This is a genomic window from Micromonospora tarapacensis, assembly GCF_019697375.1.
Taxonomy (GTDB): domain Bacteria; phylum Actinomycetota; class Actinomycetes; order Mycobacteriales; family Micromonosporaceae; genus Micromonospora; species Micromonospora tarapacensis.
Genome location: NZ_JAHCDI010000003.1, coordinates 669435 through 689855, shown reverse-complemented (window position 1 = coordinate 689855; position 20421 = coordinate 669435). Strand labels below are relative to the sequence as shown.

Annotated in this window: 16 protein-coding genes; 8 read left to right on the top strand and 8 right to left on the bottom strand. The window is 72.1% G+C overall.

Annotation, left to right across the window (positions count from 1 at the left end; all coding sequences use genetic code 11):
• Positions 1–60 precede the first annotated feature (60 nt).
• On the bottom strand, positions 61–1146 hold the full coding sequence (gene ychF, locus KIF24_RS04125) for a redox-regulated ATPase YchF (protein ID WP_221082822.1): 1086 nt from the start codon (positions 1144–1146) through the stop codon (positions 61–63).
• Between the two features lie 122 nt (positions 1147–1268).
• The gene (locus KIF24_RS04120; protein WP_221082821.1) at positions 1269–1754 is read right to left on the bottom strand and encodes a hypothetical protein; all 486 of its coding nucleotides are present in this window, start codon (positions 1752–1754) and stop codon (positions 1269–1271) included.
• Between the two features lie 239 nt (positions 1755–1993).
• Between KIF24_RS04120 and KIF24_RS04115 the strand changes: the two genes are divergently transcribed.
• From KIF24_RS04115 to valS, 5 genes are all read left to right on the top strand, one after another.
• Positions 1994–3436: a DNA-3-methyladenine glycosylase 2 family protein gene (locus KIF24_RS04115; RefSeq protein ID WP_221082820.1), complete on the top strand. Its 1443-nt coding sequence runs from the start codon at positions 1994–1996 to the stop codon at positions 3434–3436.
• A gap of 41 nt (positions 3437–3477) precedes the next feature.
• Complete coding sequence (locus KIF24_RS04110; RefSeq protein ID WP_221083166.1) at positions 3478–3984, top strand: methylated-DNA--[protein]-cysteine S-methyltransferase; 507 nt, start codon at positions 3478–3480, stop codon at positions 3982–3984.
• Between the two features lie 379 nt (positions 3985–4363).
• Positions 4364–6211, top strand: a complete 1848-nt coding sequence (locus tag KIF24_RS04105; RefSeq protein ID WP_221082819.1) for an ABC transporter ATP-binding protein — start codon at positions 4364–4366, stop codon at positions 6209–6211.
• The gene (locus KIF24_RS04100; protein ID WP_221082818.1) at positions 6208–8079 is read left to right on the top strand and encodes an ABC transporter ATP-binding protein; all 1872 of its coding nucleotides are present in this window, start codon (positions 6208–6210) and stop codon (positions 8077–8079) included. The genes KIF24_RS04105 and KIF24_RS04100 overlap by 4 nt, the downstream gene beginning before the upstream one ends.
• 70 nt (positions 8080–8149) lie before the next feature.
• On the top strand, positions 8150–10714 hold the full coding sequence (gene valS, locus KIF24_RS04095) for a valine--tRNA ligase (RefSeq protein WP_221082817.1): 2565 nt from the start codon (positions 8150–8152) through the stop codon (positions 10712–10714).
• A gap of 7 nt (positions 10715–10721) precedes the next feature.
• Here valS and KIF24_RS04090 read toward each other — a convergent pair whose 3' ends face one another.
• Genes KIF24_RS04090 through KIF24_RS04075 form a run of 4 tightly spaced genes read right to left on the bottom strand, consistent with a single transcriptional unit; the run spans position 10722 to position 14167 of the window.
• Positions 10722–11432 carry an ABC transporter permease gene (locus KIF24_RS04090; protein ID WP_221082816.1) on the bottom strand — a complete coding sequence of 237 codons (711 nt, stop codon included), beginning with the start codon at positions 11430–11432 and terminating at the stop codon, positions 10722–10724.
• Complete coding sequence (locus KIF24_RS04085) at positions 11432–12382, bottom strand: ABC transporter ATP-binding protein (RefSeq protein ID WP_221082815.1); 951 nt, start codon at positions 12380–12382, stop codon at positions 11432–11434. The genes KIF24_RS04090 and KIF24_RS04085 overlap by 1 nt, the downstream gene beginning before the upstream one ends.
• Positions 12379–13260 (bottom strand): ABC transporter permease, encoded by an 882-nt coding sequence (locus KIF24_RS04080; protein WP_221082814.1) that lies wholly within the window; start codon positions 13258–13260, stop codon positions 12379–12381. The genes KIF24_RS04085 and KIF24_RS04080 overlap by 4 nt, the downstream gene beginning before the upstream one ends.
• On the bottom strand, positions 13253–14167 hold the full coding sequence (locus KIF24_RS04075) for an ABC transporter ATP-binding protein (protein WP_221082813.1): 915 nt from the start codon (positions 14165–14167) through the stop codon (positions 13253–13255). The genes KIF24_RS04080 and KIF24_RS04075 overlap by 8 nt, the downstream gene beginning before the upstream one ends.
• Before the next feature lie 167 nt (positions 14168–14334).
• On the opposite strand from KIF24_RS04075, the gene KIF24_RS04070 reads away from it, so the two are divergent.
• The 3 genes from KIF24_RS04070 (at position 14335) to galT (ending at position 17649) form a co-directional block, all read left to right on the top strand.
• Positions 14335–14913, top strand: a complete 579-nt coding sequence (locus KIF24_RS04070) for a DM13 domain-containing protein (protein WP_221082812.1) — start codon at positions 14335–14337, stop codon at positions 14911–14913.
• 92 nt (positions 14914–15005) lie between these two features.
• Positions 15006–16535: an adenylyl-sulfate kinase gene (gene cysC, locus KIF24_RS04065; protein WP_221082811.1), complete on the top strand. Its 1530-nt coding sequence runs from the start codon at positions 15006–15008 to the stop codon at positions 16533–16535.
• A gap of 37 nt (positions 16536–16572) precedes the next feature.
• Positions 16573–17649: a galactose-1-phosphate uridylyltransferase gene (galT, locus tag KIF24_RS04060; RefSeq protein WP_221082810.1), complete on the top strand. Its 1077-nt coding sequence runs from the start codon at positions 16573–16575 to the stop codon at positions 17647–17649.
• A 332-nt stretch (positions 17650–17981) separates the two neighbouring features.
• On the opposite strand, the gene KIF24_RS04055 is transcribed toward galT, so the two are convergent.
• Positions 17982–19199, bottom strand: a complete 1218-nt coding sequence (locus KIF24_RS04055) for an NADP-dependent isocitrate dehydrogenase (RefSeq protein WP_221082809.1) — start codon at positions 19197–19199, stop codon at positions 17982–17984.
• Positions 19200–19377: 178 nt separating this feature from the next.
• Positions 19378–20328, bottom strand: coding sequence for a malate dehydrogenase (locus tag KIF24_RS04050; protein WP_221082808.1), 951 nt, complete (start codon positions 20326–20328; stop codon positions 19378–19380).
• Positions 20329–20421: the final 93 nt, after the last annotated feature.

Genomic DNA, 20421 nt, shown 5'->3' with positions numbered 1-20421 from the left:
CCTCGGACTCGCTGGCCGCCGGGCAAATCGCTTCGAGGGGCCGTCGCCAACGGGCGACCGTCAGACGTTGAAGCGGAATTCCACGACGTCGCCGTCCTGCATGACGTACTCCTTGCCCTCGATGCGGACCTTGCCCGCCGCCTTGGCGGCGGCCATCGAACCGGCCCCGACCAGGTCGGCGTAGGAGACGACCTCGGCCTTGATGAAGCCGCGCTGGAAATCCGAGTGGATAACCCCCGCGGCCTCCGGGGCGGTGGCGCCGACCGGGACGGTCCAGGCGCGCGCCTCCTTGGGGCCAGCGGTGAGGTACGTCTGCAGGCCGAGCGTCCGGAAGCCGATCCGGACCAGCTGGTCCAGGCCCGGCTCGGACTGCCCGATCGACTCCAGCAGCTCGCGGGCCTCCTCCTCGGGCAGGTCCACCAGCTCCGACTCGATCTTGGCATCCATGAAGACCGCCTCGGCCGGGGCCACCAGCGCCCGCAGCTCGGCGAGGAAGTCGGCGTTGTTCAGCTCGGCCTCGTCGACGTTGAAGACGTAGAGGAACGGCTTGGTGGTCAGCAGGTGCAGCTCACGCAGGTGTTCCAGCTCGACGCCGGCCGCCGCCGCGCCCGCGTAGAGGGTGGTGCCCCGGTCGAGGACGTCGACCGCCCTGCGCGCGGCGTCCACCGCGGCGGCCCGGTCCTTGCGGAGCTTGGCCTCCTTCTCCAGCCTGGGCAGCGCCTTCTCCAGCGTCTGGAGGTCGGCGAGGATCAGCTCGGTGTTGATCGTCTCGATGTCGTCGGCCGGCGAGACCTTGCCGTCGACGTGCACCACGTTGGGGTCGGAGAAGGCCCGCACCACCTGGCAGATCGCGGCGGCGTCGCGGATGTTGGCCAGGAACGCGTTGCCTCGCCCCTGCCCCTTGGACGCGCCGCGCACCAGACCGGCGATGTCGACGAACGACACCGGGGCGGGGATCACCTTCTGCGAGCTGAAGATCTCGGCGAGCTCGGGCAGCCGGTCGTCCGGCAGCCCGACCACACCGACGTTGGGCTCGATCGTCGCGAACGGATAGTTCGCGGCGAGCACGTTGTTCTTGGTCAGCGCGTTGAACAGGGTGCTCTTGCCGACGTTGGGCAGGCCGACGATGCCGATGGTGAGACTCACGACCAGCCAGCCTACGCCGCCACCGGGCGGCCGTCGGCAGGCAGGCTCACCGCGGCGCGGCCCGGCGTCGCGAAGCGGACGAGTCAGCTGCCCGGTGAACGGCGTGTCGAGCAGCTGGACCGTCACCGATCGCGGTGCCGCCCCGGCTGGCGGGGCACCAGCATGTCGATCCGGAGGGCACCGGGTGCGAGTTCGGCGGCGGCGGCCAGCGGCAGCGTGAATCGTGCGGCGGCGGCCGGCCCGGCGTGCTGCGACTCCCGGAGCATCCAGTGCACCTCGTCGGCCGTCCAGCCCAGCGCCGGACGGCCGGCGATCTCCCGGAGCAGCCGCAGCGCGACCCGCGTGTCGTCGTCGTAGAAGCGCATGCACCAGTGGTGCACCCACATGCCCAGCGCCCGGATGCCGTCGTGATCCAGCGAACGCACCAGCCGGCCACAGGCGGTGTCCCCGAAGGCGCGGCCCGGGTCGCCGGCGCGGTCGCGCTCGATGGCACCGACGGCGGCGGGCGCGACCGCGCGCATCCGGTCGAAGAGGCGTTGGACCGCTGTCCCCTCCGGCAAGGGCTCCCCGTGCTCCGACGCCGCCGCCGGACCCACCGCGCTCACCATCGCCGCACCCCTTCTTGAGTTGGTGGCCGCACGCTACCCACCACAACCGACACTTCCCCACCCCCACCCCCACCCCACCCCACCCCCACCCCCACCCCTGGCGATCATGGAGTTGTGGCGCCCGACCTGAGGTGTGACGCGGCCTTTGCGAGGTGCCACAACTCCATGATCGGCGAACGGTGGCGTGGGGTCCGAATTCCGCCAGCCGGGGAGTCGGGGACGGGCGCATCATCGGTGTTGTGGAACTGGACTTCGAGCGGTGTTACCGGGCCGTCGACAGCCGCGACCAGCGGTTCGACGGCTGGTTCTTCACCGGCGTGACCTCGACCGGGATCTACTGCCGGCCGTCCTGCCCGGCGATGACCCCGAAGCGGCAGAACGTACGTTTCTTCCCGTCGTCGGCCGCGGCCCAGCGCGCCGGCCTGCGGGCCTGCCGCCGTTGCCGCCCGGACGCCTCCCCGGGGTCACCGCAGTGGGACGTACGCGCCGACGTGGTGGCCCGGGCGATGCGGTTGATCACGGACGGGGTGGTGGATCGCGACGGGGTGCCCGGGTTGGCCGCCCGGCTCGGCTACACCGAGCGGCACCTGCACCGGATGCTGCGGGCGGAGGTCGGGGCGGGGCCGCTGGCGTTGGCCCGTGCCCAGCGGGCGCAGACCGCCCGCACCCTGATCGAGACCACCGGGCTCGGCCTGGCCGAGATCGCGTTCGCCGCCGGGTTCGGCAGCGTCCGGCAGTTCAACGACACCGTCCGCGAGGTCTATGGTGCGTCGCCGTCCCAACTGCGTACCGCGCGGGGAACCGTGGCGGGCGGCGCGGGCACGGTCTCCCTGCGGTTGGCGTACCGCCCGCCGTTGCACGCCGCCGCACTGCTCGACTTCCTCGGCCGGCGCGCGCTGCCGCAAGTGGACGAGGTGATCGACGGGACGTACCGCCGCGGCCTCCGGTTGCCGCACGGCACCGCCGAGGCGGCCCTGACCCCGGTGGCGGGGTACGTGGCGGCGACACTGCGCCTGACCGACCTACGCGACCTGGCCCCGGCCGTGGCCCGCTGCCGGCGCCTGTTCGACCTCGACGCGGACCCGGTCGCCGTCGACCAGACGCTCGGCGCCGACCCGGCGCTGGCCCCCGCCGTCGCCGCCGAGCCCGGGGTACGCGTCCCCCGCGCGGTGGACGGCTTCGAGATGGCCGTCCGCGCCATCGCCACCCAGCAGGTTTCCCTGACCTCGGCCCGCACCACCATCAGCCACCTCCTCTCCACCATGACCCTTCCCACCCCCGACCGAAGTCGTGATCGGCGGCAACTGCGGGGGTTCGTCACTGCCGAGGAGGTGTTGGCGGCGCCGGATTCCGGGTTCCGGATGCCGGTGGGACGGCGGGAGACGATCCGAGCGCTGGCCCGGGTGGTCGCCGACGGGCGGCTCGACCTGGAACCGGGCGGGGATCGGGCAGAGACGGCGCGACAACTGACCGCGATCCCGGGCATCGGCCCGTGGACGGCGGGCTACCTGGCGATGCGTGCGCTCGGCGACCCGGACGTGTTCCTCGCCACCGACCTCGCGGTGCGCCGGGGCGCCACCGCGCTCGGCCTACCCGACGACCCGAAAAACCTTGACGAGTACGCCGCCCGCTGGCGCCCCTGGCGCTCGTACGCGGTGCTCCGCCTCTGGAGATCAGCGTAATTCCGAATCTGGAGATCAGCGTGAACAGTAGGAACAGCGCCGTGCGCGGCACGATCGACAGCGCAGTCGTCGGCACGCCCGTCGGGCCGTTCGCCATCCTCGCCGGGCCGGACGGCGCGGTGCGGGCCGCCGGCTTCACCGCCGAACCGGCGAGCCTGCTGCCGCTGGTGCACCCGAGCTTGCGCGGCGAGCCGCGGCAGCAGCCGGAACTCGGCCCGATCACCGCGGCCGTGGCCGGGTACCTCGGCGGCGACCTGGACGCCATCGACGACGTCCCGGTCGAGCAGCACACCGGCGGTGCGTTCATGTCCCACGCCTGGCAGGTGCTACGCGACGTGAAGCCGGGTGAGCCGATCACGTACACCGGGTACGCCGCACTGGCCGGCCGCCCGGCCGCCGTGCGCGCAGCGGCGGCGGCCTGTGCCCGCAACGCCGCCGCCCTCTTCGTCCCCTGTCACCGGGTGCTGCGTACCGACGGGGCGCTCGGTGGCTACCGCTGGGGGCTGCCCGTGAAACGCTGGCTCCTCGATCACGAACGACTCGGCTAGGCCGGTGCACAGCGGCCACCCTCAGCGACCGTCACTGTGCGCGACGACTCGCGCGGCACAGCCGGCGAGCGGGTGGTTTCCAGGCAAACGCTTTGCTCTGCTTCACTCCACGCAACCACCGCTGAGCAGCGGCGACGTGTCGCTAGCGAGACGGACCAGGGCCTGCCATCCGGTACGGAGGGTGACCGTTGCGTGGGTTGAAGCAGAGCAAAGCGCGTGGAGTCGGTGACCGACCGAGGGCTTGTCCAGCACCCACTGTCACGGGCCACGAGACGCGGGATGCGGGCCACGGGGTGTGGCCCGGGATCGGGTGCGGAGTCGGCTCTGTTGACAGCAAGCTGACAGCGGCGGCGCTCCCGATTGCAGCTACCGTCGGGTAGTGGCTGCGGGGAGCGACGGCGGCCCGGCCGACCGGGGCAAGGTCCGTCGCCGTCCGCTGCGCAACCTCTGGCAGCTGCGCCACTACCTGCGTCCGCACGCGGTCGAGTTCGGCTGGCTGATGCTGGCCGGGCTCGCCGCCACCGGGGCGGGCATCGCCGTACCACTGGTGGCGCAGCAGGTGGTCGACGGTCCGGTTGCGCGACGGGACCTGACCGGACTGTTCCTCCTGGCCGGGCTCGCGCTGCTGCTCGGGCTCGCCGAAGCCCTGCTGATCTTCATTCGTCGGTGGGTGCAGTCGTCGTCCTCGGTGGCGATGGAGGCGGCCATCCGGGCCGACGTCTATGCCCATCTGCAACGGCTGCCGGCCAGCTTCCACGACCGGTGGCCGTCGGGCCAACTGCTGTCCCGGATCACCAGCGACCTGTCGGTGCTGCGCCGATTCCTCTCCTTCGGCCTGTTCTTCCTCATCCTCAACGTGGTCACCTACCTGGCCGTCGTGGTGCTGCTGATCCGGCTGCACCCCGCGCTGGGCCTGCTGGTCGCCGCCAGCGCGGCGCCACTGTTCCTGATCGCCCGCCGCTTCGGCCGGCACTACCACGCGGCGTCCCGACGGATGCAGGACCAGCAGGGCGATGTGGCCACGCTGATCGAGGAGACCGCGCAGGGCCTGCGCACCATGAAGGCGTACGGTCGGGGGCCGCAGATGATCAGCCGATTCGCCGCCGGTACCCGGGCGCTGCACGACACCGGGGTGGGCAAGGGGCGGCTGCTCGCCCGTACCTCCGCGCTGCTCGACCTGGTGCCGAATCTGACCCTCGGCATCGTGCTGGTGGCCGGCACCGCGGCGGTCGCCGGCGGGAGGCTGACCGTCGGCCAGCTCGTCGCCTTCGCCAGCCTCCAGTTGATGCTGATCTGGCCGGTGCAGTCGCTGGGTTGGATCATCGCCAACGGGCAGGAGGCGGCCACCGCCGCCGACCGGATCCAGGAGGTCCTGGACACCGCCCCGGCCATCGTCGACGCCCCGGTCGCCGTCGCCCTGGCCCGTTCGACCGTACGTGGCCGGCTCCGCTTCGAGGCCGTCAGCTTCCGCTATCCGGGTGCCGCCGCCCCGGTGCTGCGTGGCATCGACCTGACCGTGGAGCCCGGTGAGACCCTGGCCGTGGTCGGTGCCACCGGCAGCGGCAAGAGCACCCTGCTCTCCCTGGTGCCCCGGCTGCACGACGTCGAGGCGGGCCGGATCACCCTGGACGGACACGACCTGCGTGACCTGCGATTGGCCTCGCTGCGCCGGCTGGTCGGGATGGCCTTCGAGGAGCCGACGCTGTTCTCCATGTCGGTGTGGGAGAACCTGACCCTGGGCCGGCCCGACGCCGCCGACGACGAGGTCCGGGCCGCTCTCGCGCTGGCCCAGGCCGAGTTCGCGTACGACCTGCCGTGGGGGCTGCGCACCCGGCTCGGCGAGCAGGGCCTGTCGCTCTCCGGCGGCCAGCGGCAACGGCTCGCGCTGGCCCGGGCAGTGCTCGTCCGGCCGGCCGTGCTCGTCCTCGACGATCCGCTCTCCGCACTCGACGTGCACACCGAGGCACTGGTGGAGTCGGCGCTGAGACGGGTGCTGCGCAACACCACCGCCCTGCTGGTGGTGCACCGCCCCTCCACCATCGCCCTCGCCGACCGGGTCGCCCTGCTGGAGCACGGCCGGATCACCGCCGTCGGCCGGCACGCCGAGTTGCTGGCCACCGTGCCCGCGTACCGTGCGGTGCTCTCCGCCGGGCCGGGCGGACCCGCCGGTCCGCCCCGCACGGCGGCCGGTCCGGCACCCGGCGGCTCCCCACTGGTGCGCTCGTGACCGCCGGCACCGCCAGGCCGGGCAACGACTCCGACCCGACCCACTGGCGGGGAATGGCCCTCGACCCGCACGCCGACCGCAGCCTCGCCGAGGACACCGATCCGGTGGCGGTGGCCCGGCTACGCGCCCGCAGCCGGGTGCTGCTGGCCGACGTGCTGCGTCCGCACCGCGCCCGGCTGGGCGCCGCGGTCGCGCTGCTGCTGACCCAGAACGCCGCGGCCATGTCCGGGCCGTACCTGGTCATGCTCGGCATCGACCGGGCGATCGAGCCGTTGCGGGCCGGCGAGTCCGGCCCGCTGATCGCCGTCGCCGTGTCGTTCGCCGCGGCGACCGGGATCGAGTACGCCGCCCGGCGCGGTTTCCTCACCGTCTCCGCCCGCATCGGCCAGGCCGTCCTGCTCGACCTGCGCCAGCGGGTGTACGCGCACTTCCTGCGCCTGCCGGTGGCCTTCCATGAGCGGTACACCTCGGGCCGGATGATCTCGCGATTGACGAGTGACATCGACTCGATCGCCGAACTGGTCGACGGGGGCGTGGAGTCGCTGGTGATGGCCGCCCTGACCATCGTCTCGGTGGCCGGCATCCTGCTCTGGCTGGACCTGCCGTTGGCCGCGGTGACCCTGCTCGCCTTCCCGCTGCTGTTCCGGCTGTCCCGCTGGTTCGCCCGCGCATCGGCCGCCGCGTACCGCCACACCCGGGAGGCGATGGCCCTGGTCATCGTCCACTTCGTCGAGTCGATGCGCGGCATCCGAGCCGTGCAGGCGTACCGCCGGGAGCCGCGCAACCAGCGGATCTTCGACGCGGTCAACGACGACTACCGCCGGTCCAGCCGGCACGCGTTCCACCTGATCGCGACGTACTCGCCGAGCATCAAACTGATCGGCAACGTGACCGTGGCGGTGGTGCTCTGCTACGGCGGCGCCCGGGTGCTCGGCGGCGACACCGAGGTCGGCGTGCTCGCGGCCTTTCTGCTCTACCTGCGCCGGTTCTTCGAGCCGATGCAGGAGCTGAGCCAGTTCTACAACTCCCTACAGTCGGCGACGGCGGCGTTGGAGAAGCTCGCCGGGGTGCTCGACGAGCGGCCCTCGGTCGCCGAACCGGCTCGTCCCGTGCCACTGCCTCGCGGCCCGGGACGCGGCGCCGCCCGGTTCCGCGCGGTGTCGTTCGGGTACCGCCCGGACTCGCCGATCCTCACCGGGCTGGATCTCACCGTCCCCGCGGGGCAGACCGTCGCACTGATCGGGCCGACCGGTGCCGGCAAGTCCACCGTCGCCAAGCTGCTGGCCCGGTTCCACGACCCGGCCGCCGGCACGGTCGCCATCGACGGCGTGGACCTGCGTCAGGTGGCCGACGCCGAACTGCGCCGGGCGGTGGTGCTGGTGACCCAGGAGACGCACCTGTACGGCGGCACCGTGGCGGAGAACATCCGGTTCGGCCGCCCGGACGCCGACGACGACGCCGTCGAGGCCGCCGCCCGGGCGATCGGCGCACACGACTTCATCGCGGCGCTGCCCGACGGATACGCCACCGAGGTGCAACGGCGCGGCGGACGGCTCTCCGCCGGCCAGCGGCAGCTGGTCGCCTTCGCGCGGGCCTTCCTGGCCGACCCGGCGGTGCTGATCCTGGACGAGGCCACCTCGTCGCTGGACGTACCGACCGAACGCCTGGTGCAGCACGCGCTCGGCACCATCCTGCGGGACCGCACCGCCGTGGTGATCGCGCACCGGCTCTCGACAGTGGAGACCGCCGACCGGGTCCTCGTCCTCGACGGCGGCCGGATCGTCGAGGACGGCCCGCCGGCCGAGCTGATCGCTGCCGGTGGCCGGTACGCGGCCCTGCATCGCCAGTGGCGCGACTCGCTGCTCTGACAGCGGCCTGCGGTAATGCGGCCTGCGGTAATGACGTGCCCGCACCCGGGGTGGTGCTTACGATCGACGGATGACTGATACGGCGAGGACGGCCCGCACCGGCGTCCCCGAGCGTCCGAGCCTGGACGGCCTCGAGGAGACCTGGTCGCGCCGCTGGCAGGAGGAGGGCACGTATGCGTTCGACCGCTCGAAGGAGCGCTCGGACGTATACGCGATCGACACCCCGCCGCCGACCGTATCGGGCGAGCTGCACATGGGGCACGTCTTCTCCTACACTCACACCGACCTGGTCGCCCGGTTCCAGCGGATGCGCGGCCGGACGGTGTTCTACCCGATCGGCTGGGACGACAACGGCCTGCCCACCGAGCGCCGGGTGCAGAACGTCTACGGCGTGCGCTGCGAGGTGTCCCTGCCGTACGACCCGGGCTGGCAGGCGCCGCAGGCACCGGTGGACGACGCCGCCCGCAAGGATCCGACGCCGATCTCGCGGCGCAACTTCATCGAGCTGTGCGAGCGGCTGACCGTCTCCGACGAACAGGTTTTCGAGGCGCTGTGGCGCCGGCTCGGGCTGTCGGTGGACTGGTCGCTGATGTACACCACCATCGGCGCGGTGGCCCGGTCCACCTCCCAACGGGCGTTCCTGCGCAACCTGGCACGGGGCGAGGCCTACCAGGCCCAGGCACCGACGCTGTGGGACGTCGGCTTCGCCACCGCGGTCGCCCAGGCGGAACTGGAGGACCGGGAGCGGCCCGGCGCGTACCACCGGCTGCGGTTCCACGGGCCCGGTGACCGGGAGGTGCTGATCGACACCACCCGGCCGGAGTTGCTGCCGGCCTGTGTCGCGCTGGTCTGCCATCCCGACGACGAGCGGTACGCCGACCTGGTCGGCGGGTCCGTGCGTTCGCCGGTCTTCTCCGTCGACGTGCCGGTGCACGCGCATCCGCTGGCGGACCCGGCCAAGGGGACCGGTGTCGCCATGGTCTGCACCTTCGGCGACCTGACCGATGTCACCTGGTGGCGGGAGTTGGCCCTGGACACCCGGGTGGTGATCGGCCGGGACGGCCGGCTGCTGCCGGAGGCACCGGCCGGGGTGCCGAGCGGGCCGTACGCGGCGCTGGCCGGGCAGACCGTGAACGGCGCCCGGCGGACGGTCGTGGAACTGCTGGCCGACGCGGGCGACTTGGTCGGACAGCCGCGCCCGATCACCCATCCGGTGAAGTTCTACGAGCGCGGCGACCGGCCGCTGGAGATCGTCTCGACCCGGCAGTGGTACCTGCGCAACGGTGGCCGCGACGCCGACCTGCGGGAGGCGCTGCTGGCCCGGGGGCGGGAGTTGCGCTGGGTGCCGGAGCACATGCGGCACCGCTACGAGCACTGGGTGAGCGGGCTGACCGGCGACTGGCTGGTCAGCCGGCAGCGGTTCTTCGGCGTGCCGGTGCCGGTGTGGTACCGGCTCGACGACGATGGCGAGCCGGACTGGTCCCACCCTCTCACGCCGCCGGAGGCTTCGCTGCCGATCGACCCGTCGCAGGACGCCCCGCCCGGGTACGACGAGTCGCAGCGCGGCCTGCCCGGCGGTTTCCTCGGCGACCCGGACGTCCTCGACACCTGGGCCACCTCGGCACTGACCCCGCAGATCGTCGGCGGTTGGGAACGTGACCCGGACCTGTGGCGCCGGGTCTTCCCGATGGACCTGCGCCCGCAGGGCCAGGAGATCATCCGGACGTGGCTGTTCGCCACCGTGGTCCGGGCACACCTGGAGCACGGCACGCTGCCGTGGCGCACGGCCGAGCTGTCCGGCTGGATCCTCGACCCGGACCGCAAGAAGATGTCGAAGTCCAAGGGGAACGTGGTCACCCCGATGGCGCTGCTGGAGCAGCACGGCTCCGACGCGGTGCGCTACTGGGCGGCCAGCGGCAAGCCCGGCACCGACCTCGCCTTCGACCCGGCGCAGATCAGGATCGGCCGGCGGCTCGCCACCAAGCTGCTCAACGCGTCGAAGTTCGCGCTCGGGCTGGGCGCCGCCGACGCGCTGCGCGCCCCGGCGACCGAGCCGCTGGACCGGGCCATGCTCGCCGAACTGGCCACGGTGGTGGCGGGGGCGACCGCCGCCTTCGAAGCGTACGACCACACGGCCGCGTTGCAGGCCACCGAGTCGTTCTTCTGGCGGTTCTGCGACGACTACATCGAGCTGGTGAAGGAGCGGGCCTACGGCACCGGGGCCAGGGCCGACTCGGCCCGCGCCGCGCTGGCCACCGCCCTCTCGGTGCAGCTACGACTGTTCGCCCCGGTGCTGCCGTTCGTGACCGAACAGGTGTGGTCCTGGTGGCGGTACGGCTCGGTGCACCGGGCGCCGTGGCCCACCACCTACGAGGTCGGCCGGGACGTTCAGGGTGAGGGTGATCCGGAACTGCTGCGGCTGGCCGCCGACGCGCTGGGGCAGGTCCGCCGGGCCAAGTCCGAGCGGAAGTTGTCGATGAGGGCCGAGGTGCCGCTGGCCGAGGCGCTCGGCCCGGCGGCCCTGCTCGACCGGCTCACCCTCGTCGTCGACGACCTGCGCGCGGCGGGCCACATCGGCAAGCTCGACCTGCTGCCCGACCGCACCTCGGAGCTGGTCGTCGCCTGCGCGTTCTGAACCCGGCTCAGCTGGTTTCGCCGGCGACGGAGAAGGCGCGCAGGCGGTCGATGGCGAGGAAGGTGGCGGCGACGACGATCAGCACGGTCATCACCGCCGCCACCGCCACGGAGACGGTCGTGCTGAGCAGATCGGTCGGGGCCAGCCGGTCGGCCAGCGCGATCACGTAGTGCTGGATCGACAGCACCCGGGTGCCGCTGATCACGTTGCTGAGCAGCCCTTCCCAGATCAGCACGTAGACCAGGCCGAGCAGCACCGGTCGCCGGGTGAGCAGGCTGGCCGCCACGAACAACGCCGTGTAGGCCAGCGCACCGACCGACGCGGCGACGGCGAGCGCCACGCCGAGGCGTACCGAGTCGGCCAGCAGGCCGGCGACGAACAGCGGGACCGCGACGGTGACCGCGGTGACACCGGACGCGACGGCCAGCTTGGGCAGCACGATCTGCCAGCGCGGCAACGGTGTGGTGAGCACGTGCACCACGGTGCCGTCGTCGATCTCGGCACCGAGCACGCCGGTGCCGACGATCAGGGCGACCACCGGCAGCACCACGGCCAGCCCGAGGCCGACCAGCACCGGCGGCCCCCAGTCGGTGGGCTCCACCCCCAGCCCCCGGGACAGGACGGCCAGCAGCACCAGCAGGACCGGCAGCGGCAGCAGCAACAGGAACCGGCGGCGCCCGAACAGCCCGCGCGCGGTGATCCACGAAACAGTGGACATCAGACCTCCACCAGGTAGGAGAAGACGCTCTCCAGGGACTCGTCCTCGGGCAGGAGCTGCCGCACCCGTACGCCGCGGGCCAGGGCGACCTTCGGCAGCACTCGGGTGAAGGCACCGTAGTCGCCGGCCCGAACGGTCAGACCGTCGCGGCCCAACTCGACCCCGCTGACCGAGGGCTCGGCCATCAGCGCGACCGCCAACGCCCGGTCGTCGGTCGAGCGGATGGCGAAGACGTGCGGTCGGTTGGTCATCAGCCGCCGGATCGTCCGGAAGTCGCCGGAGGCGGCGAGCCGACCGGCGACCATCACCTGCACGGTGCCGGAAACCTGCTCGACCTCCTCCAGGATGTGCGAGCTGAACAGGATCGTGCGGCCGGCGTCACCGAGGGAGTGCAGCAGCTCCATCATGTGCAGCCGCTGGCGCGGGTCCATGCCGTTGAACGGCTCGTCGAGCAGCAGCACCTGCGGGTCGTGCACCAGCGCCGCCGCCACCCGGGTCCGCTGCCGCATGCCCTTGGAGTAGGTGCCGATCCGGCGGTCCTGCGCGTCTTCCATCTCGACCATGGCCACCGCCCGGCGGGCCGCCGCCTGCGGGTCGGGCAGCTTGTGCAGCTTCGCGGTGGCCAGCACGAACTCGTACGCGGTGAGGAAGCTGTGCACGGCCTCCCGTTCGCTGACCAGCCCGAGTCGCCGGTAGACCTCGGGGTTGCGCCAGGTGGACCGGCCGTCCAGGGTGACCGCGCCCCGGGAGGGGGAGAGGAAGCCGGCCATCATGTGCAGCAGCGTCGTCTTGCCCGCGCCGTTGGGGCCGAGCAGCCCGGTCACCCCGGGCCCCAGGGTCATGCTCACGTCGTTGACCGCGACCACGTTGCCGTACCAGCGGGAGACCCCGGCCAGGTCGAGGGTGCTGGTGGTGGTGGCCGGCGGGGCGGCGGAACTCGTCGTGGTCATCGTGCGGCCACCTTCCGGTAGCGGGCCAGCAGCAGGGCGACGCAGCCCGCCACGAGCGCGACGGCGGCCAGCGCGTACACCGGCCCGAAGGGCCCGAGGTCGAGGCCCGGACCGGTGGCATCGGTGATCAGCAGGTCGCGCATCGTCCAGATGCCGACGCCCTGCACCAGGGTGGGCGGCGAGGCGATGCCGGACAGCTGATTCGCCGCCTGCGAGGGCAGGACCGACAGGATGCCGACGATCGGCGTGGTCATCAGGAACACGGCCACGGTCCCGCCGGCGGCGAAGGCCCGCTTGCCGGTCAGCGAGGCGACCAGCAGGCCGACCGAGGCGAAGACCACCGCCCACAGCCCGGCGTAGAGCAGCCCGGGCAGCAGGTCGAGCAGTTCGTCCCAGACCGCGCCCATGCCGTCCGCGCTGAACGCCGCGCCGAGGAACATCAGCAACTGCGGCGCGCCGAGCAGCAGGAACAGCGCGGTGACCAGCGCAAGGAGCTTGGCCAGCGGGTAGTCGGCGTGCCGCAGCGGGCGGGAGAAGTACAGCGGCAGGACGCCGCTGCGCAGGTCACGGGAGACCAGCTCGGGCGCGGCCACCGCGACGAAGAAGATGACCAGCCAACTCATCGCGTCGGCGAACTGGGCGTACGTCATGATCACTTCGCCGACCTGGCTGCGGATCGCGGTCACCGCGGCGGCCACCATCAACACGATGCCCACCACCAGCCAGGGGAAGATCTTGGCCTTGGCGCTGCGGCCCAGCCCGAAGGCGGTACGCACACCGTGCAGGTACAGCGCGCCGAAGACGTGCCGGCGGCCGAGCCGGGGGCCGGTGTAACGCTGGTAGCCGATGTCGTGGATGACGCCGGTCGGCTCAGGCATGGCTGTTCTCCCTCCGGGCGAATAGCTCGGCCACCCGGTGCCGGCGCTGGTCCAGCCGGTGCAACGGCAGCTCCAGCTCGGCCACCGCGCCGAGGATCAGGTCGTAGGTGCCCTGGTCGGCGAGCGGGACGAGGAGCAGCCGACCCTCCCGGCCGACCGGCAGGTCGAGCGCGGCCAGCCGGGCGGCCAGCGCCTCGGTGCCCTCGCTGACCTCGACCGCGAGCACGTCGGTGGCCGTTGTCATCGCGGCGATGTGGTCGGCCCTGAGCAGCCGCCCACCGTCGATGGCGACCAGGGTGTCGCAGATCCGCTCGACCTCGCCGAGCAGGTGCGAGCAGACCAGCACGGAGATGCCGAACTCGGTGCCGATCCGCTGCACCAGGGCGAGCATCGCGTCCCGGCCGGCCGGGTCGAGCCCGTTGGTCGGCTCGTCGAGCAGCAGCAGGTCGGGATCGTGCACCAGCGCCTGGGCGAGCTTGACCCGCTGTTTCATGCCGGTGGAGTAGCCGCCCACCGGGCGGTGCCGCTCCTCGTGCAGCCCCACGTGGCGCAGCGCCTCGGAGGCCCGCTCCCGGGCGACCGTACGCGGCAGGCCGCTGATCCGCCCCAGGTGGGTGACCAGTTCGGCGGCGGACAGGTCGGGCGGCAGGCAGTCGTGCTCCGGCATGTAGCCGACCCGGGCCCGGACCGCCGCCGTGTCGGCGGTCGGGTCGAGCCCCAGCACCTGGACCCGGCCACGGGTCGGGGCGAGCAGGCCGAGCAGCAGCTTGATCAGGGTCGACTTGCCGGCGCCGTTGGCGCCGACCAGACCGACGATCCCCGGCTCCACCGCGACCGTCAGATCGGACAGCGCGGTGACCCCGCCGCCGTAGACCTTCGTCAACGACTCTGTTGCGATGAGTGTCACGGGGGACAGCCTAGGGCTGCCGGACAAGATCGGGGATTCCGGAACCCACCCCCCTTTACCCTGATTCCGCTGCCCCTCCCCCTAGGGTTCGAGCGACCCGAGGCGGTAAGGATTCGTAACGGCGGTTCGGGCTGACCGCCCCCGATGGTGCCGGAGACACTGGACCCGTGATCTCCCGCCTGCTCCGTACCCCGTTGACCTGGATCGCGGTCGCCGTGCTGGCCGCCGGATCGGTGTTGGGTCTGTACTGGTTCCAACCCTGGAAGCTGGTCACCGACCAGGCGGTGACCGAGCCGCTGGCCACGATCGCGACGCCGACCGCGCCAGAGGCGTCGACCGCGCCAGGCGCGTCGGCGGCACCGGACACGTCGACCGCACCGGTGCCCACCGGCGGCGCGGCGCGGCTGGTCAGCTCCGGCGACTTCGTGAGCCACGAGCACAAGACGTCGGGCAGCGCCCGCATCGTGCGCACCGAGGACGGGCGGCACCGCCTGGAACTGGTGGGGTTGAACACCTCCAACGGCCCGGACCTGCGGGTCTGGCTCACCGACCAGCCGGTCGTCGAGGGCCGGGCGGGTTGGCATGTGTTCGACGACGGCCGCTGGGTCGAGCTGGGGCGGCTCAAGGGCAACCTCGGCGACCAGGGCTACGAGATCCCCGACGGTGTCGAGTTGGGCGACCTGACCAGTGTCTCGATCTGGTGCAAGCGGTTCTCGGTCTCCTTCGGCGCGGCGGCACTCGACTGACCCGGTGGTGCTCCTGACTGACCCGGTGGTGCTCTCGACCGATCGGCGACCGGCTGCGAAACTGTGTGCCGGTCGCCGGAGTGGGGAGTCTGATGAGCAACGGGTGGGTGCTGCCCGACGAGGTGCTGCGGGAGTCTCCGACGTACACGCCGCGTCCCGGTGAGCTCGCGGATCTGGAGCTGCTGCTGACCGGCGCGTACGCGCCGGTGACCGGGTTCATGACCCGGGCCGACCTGGTCTCCGTCAGCCGTCGGGGCCGGCTCGTCAACGGCGACCCGTGGCCGGTCGCCGTGACCCTCCAGGTGCCCACCACGCTGGTGCAGGGGTTCGACCTCACCAACCCGAGCCGCCGGACGCTCGTGCTCACCGACGGCGAGGGTGCGCCGATGGCGGCGCTGGAGGTTGTCGACGCCTGGGCGGTGCGCGACGGGGTGGCCGGAGTCGGTGGCCCTGTTCGTCGGCTCGGCGACGGCGGGCACGGTCCCTTCCAAAGGCTGCGGCGTACCCCCGAGGAGGTCCGCCCGTTGCTGCCGCCCGGCCGGGTGCTCGGGGTGGTCGCCGACCGCCCGCTGCACCGCCCGCAGCTGGCCCAGATCGCGCACGCCGTGCGTACCCTCAGCGCGCATCTGCTGGTCATGATTCCGGTCGGCGAGGACGGCACCGGCGGGCTACCGCCGGAGGCGCTGGTGCGCAGCGTCTTCGCCGCCCGCGACCGGATGCCGGCGGCGACCCTGATCGCCGTGCCGTTCTCTCGGCGCCGCGACGAGATCAGCGACGCCCTGCTGCTGGCCCGGGTCTCCGCCGCGTACGGCGTCACCCACCTGCTCTCCACCGGCGAGATGCTGTCCGGGGCCGGGCTGCGGGTGCTGGTGCCGCGCGAGCTGGCGTACGACAACCGGGACGGCCAGTGGCGCTGGCGCGAGGACATCCCACCGCGCAACCGGCGGCTGGCGCTGACCCAGCCCGAGATCGACGACCTGCTGGATCGGGGATTCCCGCTGCCGGAGTGGCACACCCCGCCGGCGGTGGCGAAGGAGCTGAGCCAGGCCCGGCCGCCCCGGCGGCACCGGGGCCTGGTGGTGTTCCTCACCGGGCTCTCCGGCTCGGGAAAGTCGACCGTCGCCCGTGGCCTCGCCGACGCGCTGCGCGAGGAGGGCGAACGGACGGTCACCCTGCTCGACGGCGATGTGGTGCGCCGCGAACTGACCGCCGGGCTCGGTTTCGGCAAGGCCGACCGGGACACCAACGTACGCCGGATCGGCTGGGTCGCCGCCGAGATAGCCCGGCACCACGGGATCGGCATCTGCTGCCCGATCGCCCCGTACGCCCAGGCCCGGGCGACCGCCCGGGAGATGGCCGTGGCGGCGGGCGCGGGATTCGTGCTGGTGCATGTGGCCACCCCCCTGGAGGTCTGCGAGCGACGCGACCGCAAGGGCCTGTACGCGCGGGCACGGGCCGGGCAGCTCACCGGGATGACCGGGGTCGACGACCCGTACGAGGAGCCGACCGACGCGGATCTGGTGCTGGACACCAGCGAACTCACCGTGGACGAGGCGGTCCAGCGGGTCCTGCACCACCTGACCGAGACCGGGTGGGTCGAGCCGCGCCTGCCGGCGCTCTGATGGTCGTCGTACCGATCACCGGAAAGGGTGCGCCGCGATGAAGCGTACGGAGATCAGCCTGGCCGACGGCCGTGAGCTGGTCTACTTCGACGAGCGGGACGACGCCGTACGGGACCAGCCGGACCGGCGCGAGCTGCCCCCTCCCCCGCCCGCCTCGCAGCTGCGCCACGACCCGCTGACCGACGAGTGGGTGGCGGTCGCGGTGCACCGGCAGACGCGGACCTTCCTCCCGCCGGCCGACCAGTGCCCACTCTGCCCGTCGACCGGGGACCGGCTCAGCGAGATCCCGGCCCCGGACTACGCGGTCGCGGTGTTCGAGAACCGGTTCCCGGCGCTCAGCGGACGGGTGGTCGCCGAACCGGCCGGGATCACCCCGTTCACCGCGGTCCGGCCCGGGCAGGGCCGCTGCGAGGTGGTCTGCTTCACCGACGACCACGACGCCTCGTTCGCCGCTCTGCCGCCGCGCCGGGTGCGCACCGTGCTCGACGCGCTGGCGGACCGGACCACGGTGCTCGGTGGGCTGGACGGCGTCGAGCAGGTGTTCTGCTTCGAGAACCGGGGGGTGGAGATCGGGGTGACCCTGCACCACCCGCACGGGCAGATCTACGCGTACCCGTTCCTCACCCCGCGCACCCGGTCACTGCTGGGCGCGGCCCGCCGGCATGCCGGGCGCACCGGCGGCCGCAACCTGTACGCCGACGTACTCGCCGCCGAACGTGCCGCCGGGGAGCGGGTGGTGGCGACGAACGAGCACTGGACGGCGTACGTCCCGGCGGCGGCCCGGTGGCCGTTCGAGGTGCACGTCGCGCCGCACCGGCCGGTGCCCGACATCCCGGCGCTGACCGATGCCGAACGGGACGCCTTCGGCCCGCTCTATCTGGATCTGCTGCGCCGCTTCGACGGGCTGTTCGACGTGCCCATGCCGTACATCGCCGCCTGGCACCAGGCTCCGGTACACGTCGGCCGCGAGCTGGGGCATCTGCACCTGCAACTGTTCAGTGTCCGGCGGGCGGCGGACAAGCTGAAGTACCTGGCCGGCTCGGAGTCGGCGATGGGAGTGTTCATCAACGACATCGCCCCGGAACGGGCGGCGGCCCTGCTGCGCGCGGCCTGACCGCCCGCCGACACGGATCCGGCCAGCTGCGGCAGCAGGGCGCGGGGGCCCGGGACAGGGCCCCCGCAGGGAAGGGACGGCTGGCTGTGCACGACAGCCGGGAAGGCTGGCTGCTGGGCACGCGCGCCGCGCGGCGGCGACGGTCAACCTTCCAGGACGGGACTGGCATCTCGTCCACCCAGGTCAACGAGGCGCGCCGAGCCGGGTGACGCCCGGTGGCGTGCCGTCACCCGACACGCCGGCAGGTGACCGGCGTGCCGGAACCGACCGGCGTGCCGGAAACACCGAACCCGCCGGCCCGGGCCGGCGGGTTCGGTGGCTGCTCACGGGGCTCAGGCGCCGAGGCGGCGGGCCAGGTTCTCGTCGAGTGCGTTCATGAACTCGTCGGTGGTCAGCCACGGGGCGTCCCGCGAGATGAGCAGCGCCAGGTCCTTGGTCATCTGACCGGCCTCGACGGTGTCGACGATGACCTGCTCCAGCGTGTTGGCGAACTCGGTGACCGCCGGGGTGTCGTCCAGCTTGCCCCGGTGGGCCAGGCCCCGGGTCCAGGCGTAGATCGAGGCGATCGGGTTGGTCGAGGTCTTCTCGCCCTTCTGCCACTGCCGGTAGTGCCGGGTGACGGTGCCGTGGGCGGCCTCGGCCTCGACGGTACGACCGTCGGGGCTGAGCAGGACGGAGGTCATCAGGCCGAGCGAGCCGAAGCCCTGCGCGACGGTGTCGGACTGCACGTCACCGTCGTAGTTCTTGCAGGCCCAGACGTAGCCACCCTCCCACTTGAGCGCGGCGGCGACCATGTCGTCGATGAGCCGGTGCTCGTAGGTGAGGCCGGCGGCGTCGAACTCCGCCTTGAACTCGTTCTCGAACACCTCGGCGAAGATGTCCTTGAACCGGCCGTCGTACGCCTTGAGGATGGTGTTCTTGGTGGACATGTAGACCGGGTAGTTGCGGTCCAGGCCGTACCGGAACGAGGCCCGGGCGAAGTCCCGGATGGACTCGTCGAAGTTGTACATGCCCATCGCGATGCCGCCACCGGGGAAGTTGGCGATCTCCATCTCGACCGGCTGCGAGCCGTCGGCGGGGGTGTAGGTGATGGTCACCGTGCCCGGGCCGGGGACGACGAAGTCGGTGGCCTTGTACTGGTCGCCGTGGGCGTGCCGGCCGATGATGATCGGCTTGGTCCAGCCCGGGACGAGCCGCGGCACGTTGGACATGATGATCGGCTCGCGGAACACCACGCCGCCGAGGATGTTGCGGATGGTGCCGTTCGGCGACCGCCACATCTTCTTCAGGCCGAACTCCTCCACCCGGGCCTCGTCGGGGGTGATGGTGGCGCACTTGACGCCCACGCCGTGCTGCTTGATGGCGTTGGCGGCGTCGACGGTCACCTGGTCGTCGGTGGCGTCACGGTGCTGGATCGACAGGTCGTAGTAATGCAGGTCGACGTCGAGGTAGGGCAGGATCAGCTGCTCCCGGATCTGCTTCCAGATGATCCGGGTCATCTCGTCGCCGTCGAGCTCCACGACCGGGTTGTTTACCTTGATCTTCGCCATCGACCGGCGCTCCTCTCAGGGGACATGCTCAAGCAGTACGAGCGTACTGCAAACCCCCCACCCGCTCCCCCTCCCCCTCACCCCGGTTGGGTTGATCATGAGGTTAGCGGTCACTTCGATCTTCAAAAGTCCCGCCAACTTCATGATCAACGAGGCGGTGGGGTGGGGTGGGGTGGGGTTAGAGGGAGGTTATGTCGGCTTGCTTGGTGCGGACGGCTTCGGCGGCGGCGGTCAGGCTGGCCAGTTCGTCGGCGTCCAGGTCGGTCTCGACGACCCGCCGGACGCCATCGCGGCCGATCTCGGCCTCGACACCGAGGTAGACGCCGGAGATGCCGTACTCGCCGTCGACCCAGGCGCAGACCGGCATGACCTCGCCGGAGTCCTCCGCGACGGCCCTGGCCATCCGGGCGGCGGCGGCCGACGGCGCGTAGTACGCCGAACCGGTCTTCAGCAGGGCGACCACCTCGGCGCCCCCGTTGCGCGTCTTCACGACCAGCTCCTCGATCTGCTCGGCCGGCATGGCGTCGCGCAGCGGCTTGCCGTTCACGGTGCTCTTCGACGGCACCGGCACCATGGTGTCACCGTGCGAGCCGAGCGTGAGGGTGCGCACCGACCGCACCGGTACGCCGAGCGCCTCGGCCACGAAGTTGGTGAACCGGGCGGTGTCGAGCATGCCGGCCTGACCGAGCACCCGGTTGCGGGGGAACTGGGTGGCGAGCTGGGCCAGCGCGGTCATCTCGTCGAGCGGGTTGGAGACCACGATGACGACGGCGTTCGGGGCGTACTTGGCGACGTTCTCCGAGACCTGGCGGACGATCTTGGCGTTGGTCTCCAGCAGGTCCATCCGGCTCATGCCCGGCTTGCGCGGCAGGCCGGCCGTGATGACGACCACGTCGGAGCCCTCGATGGCCTCGTAACCCTCGCCGTTGGGGCCGGTGGTGACGCCGACGACCTTGGTCTCGAAGCCCTCGACGGCCCGCGACTGGTTGAGGTCCAGGGCAAGGCCGGCCGGCTTGCCCTCCACGATGTCGGTGATCACGACAGTGTCGAAGACGTCGTACTCGGCGAGGCGCTGCGCGGTGGTGGAGCCGTAGAAACCGGCGCCGACGACAGTGACCTTCTTACCCATGGTCGTCCCACTCCCTGATACCAGTCGGTTTTCCGGACCGTATCAGTCATCCTGGCACCGAACCGGCCAGGGGCGGCGGCGATCGCCGGGATG

Bases quoted from the DNA above. Each gene is read 5' to 3' on its own strand.
- KIF24_RS04120 (WP_221082821.1), bottom strand. From the start codon at position 1,754: ATGGTGAGCGCGGTGGGTCCGGCGGCGGCGTCGGAGCACGGGGAGCCC.
- valS (WP_221082817.1), top strand. From the start codon at position 8,150: ATGACTGATACGGCGAGGACGGCCCGCACCGGCGTCCCCGAGCGTCCG.
- KIF24_RS04090 (WP_221082816.1), bottom strand. From the start codon at position 11,432: ATGTCCACTGTTTCGTGGATCACCGCGCGCGGGCTGTTCGGGCGCCGC.
- KIF24_RS04085 (WP_221082815.1), bottom strand. From the start codon at position 12,382: ATGACCACGACGAGTTCCGCCGCCCCGCCGGCCACCACCACCAGCACC.
- KIF24_RS04080 (WP_221082814.1), bottom strand. From the start codon at position 13,260: ATGCCTGAGCCGACCGGCGTCATCCACGACATCGGCTACCAGCGTTAC.
- cysC (WP_221082811.1), top strand. From the start codon at position 15,006: ATGAGCAACGGGTGGGTGCTGCCCGACGAGGTGCTGCGGGAGTCTCCG.
- galT (WP_221082810.1), top strand. From the start codon at position 16,573: ATGAAGCGTACGGAGATCAGCCTGGCCGACGGCCGTGAGCTGGTCTAC.
- KIF24_RS04055 (WP_221082809.1), bottom strand. From the start codon at position 19,199: ATGGCGAAGATCAAGGTAAACAACCCGGTCGTGGAGCTCGACGGCGAC.
- KIF24_RS04050 (WP_221082808.1), bottom strand. From the start codon at position 20,328: ATGGGTAAGAAGGTCACTGTCGTCGGCGCCGGTTTCTACGGCTCCACC.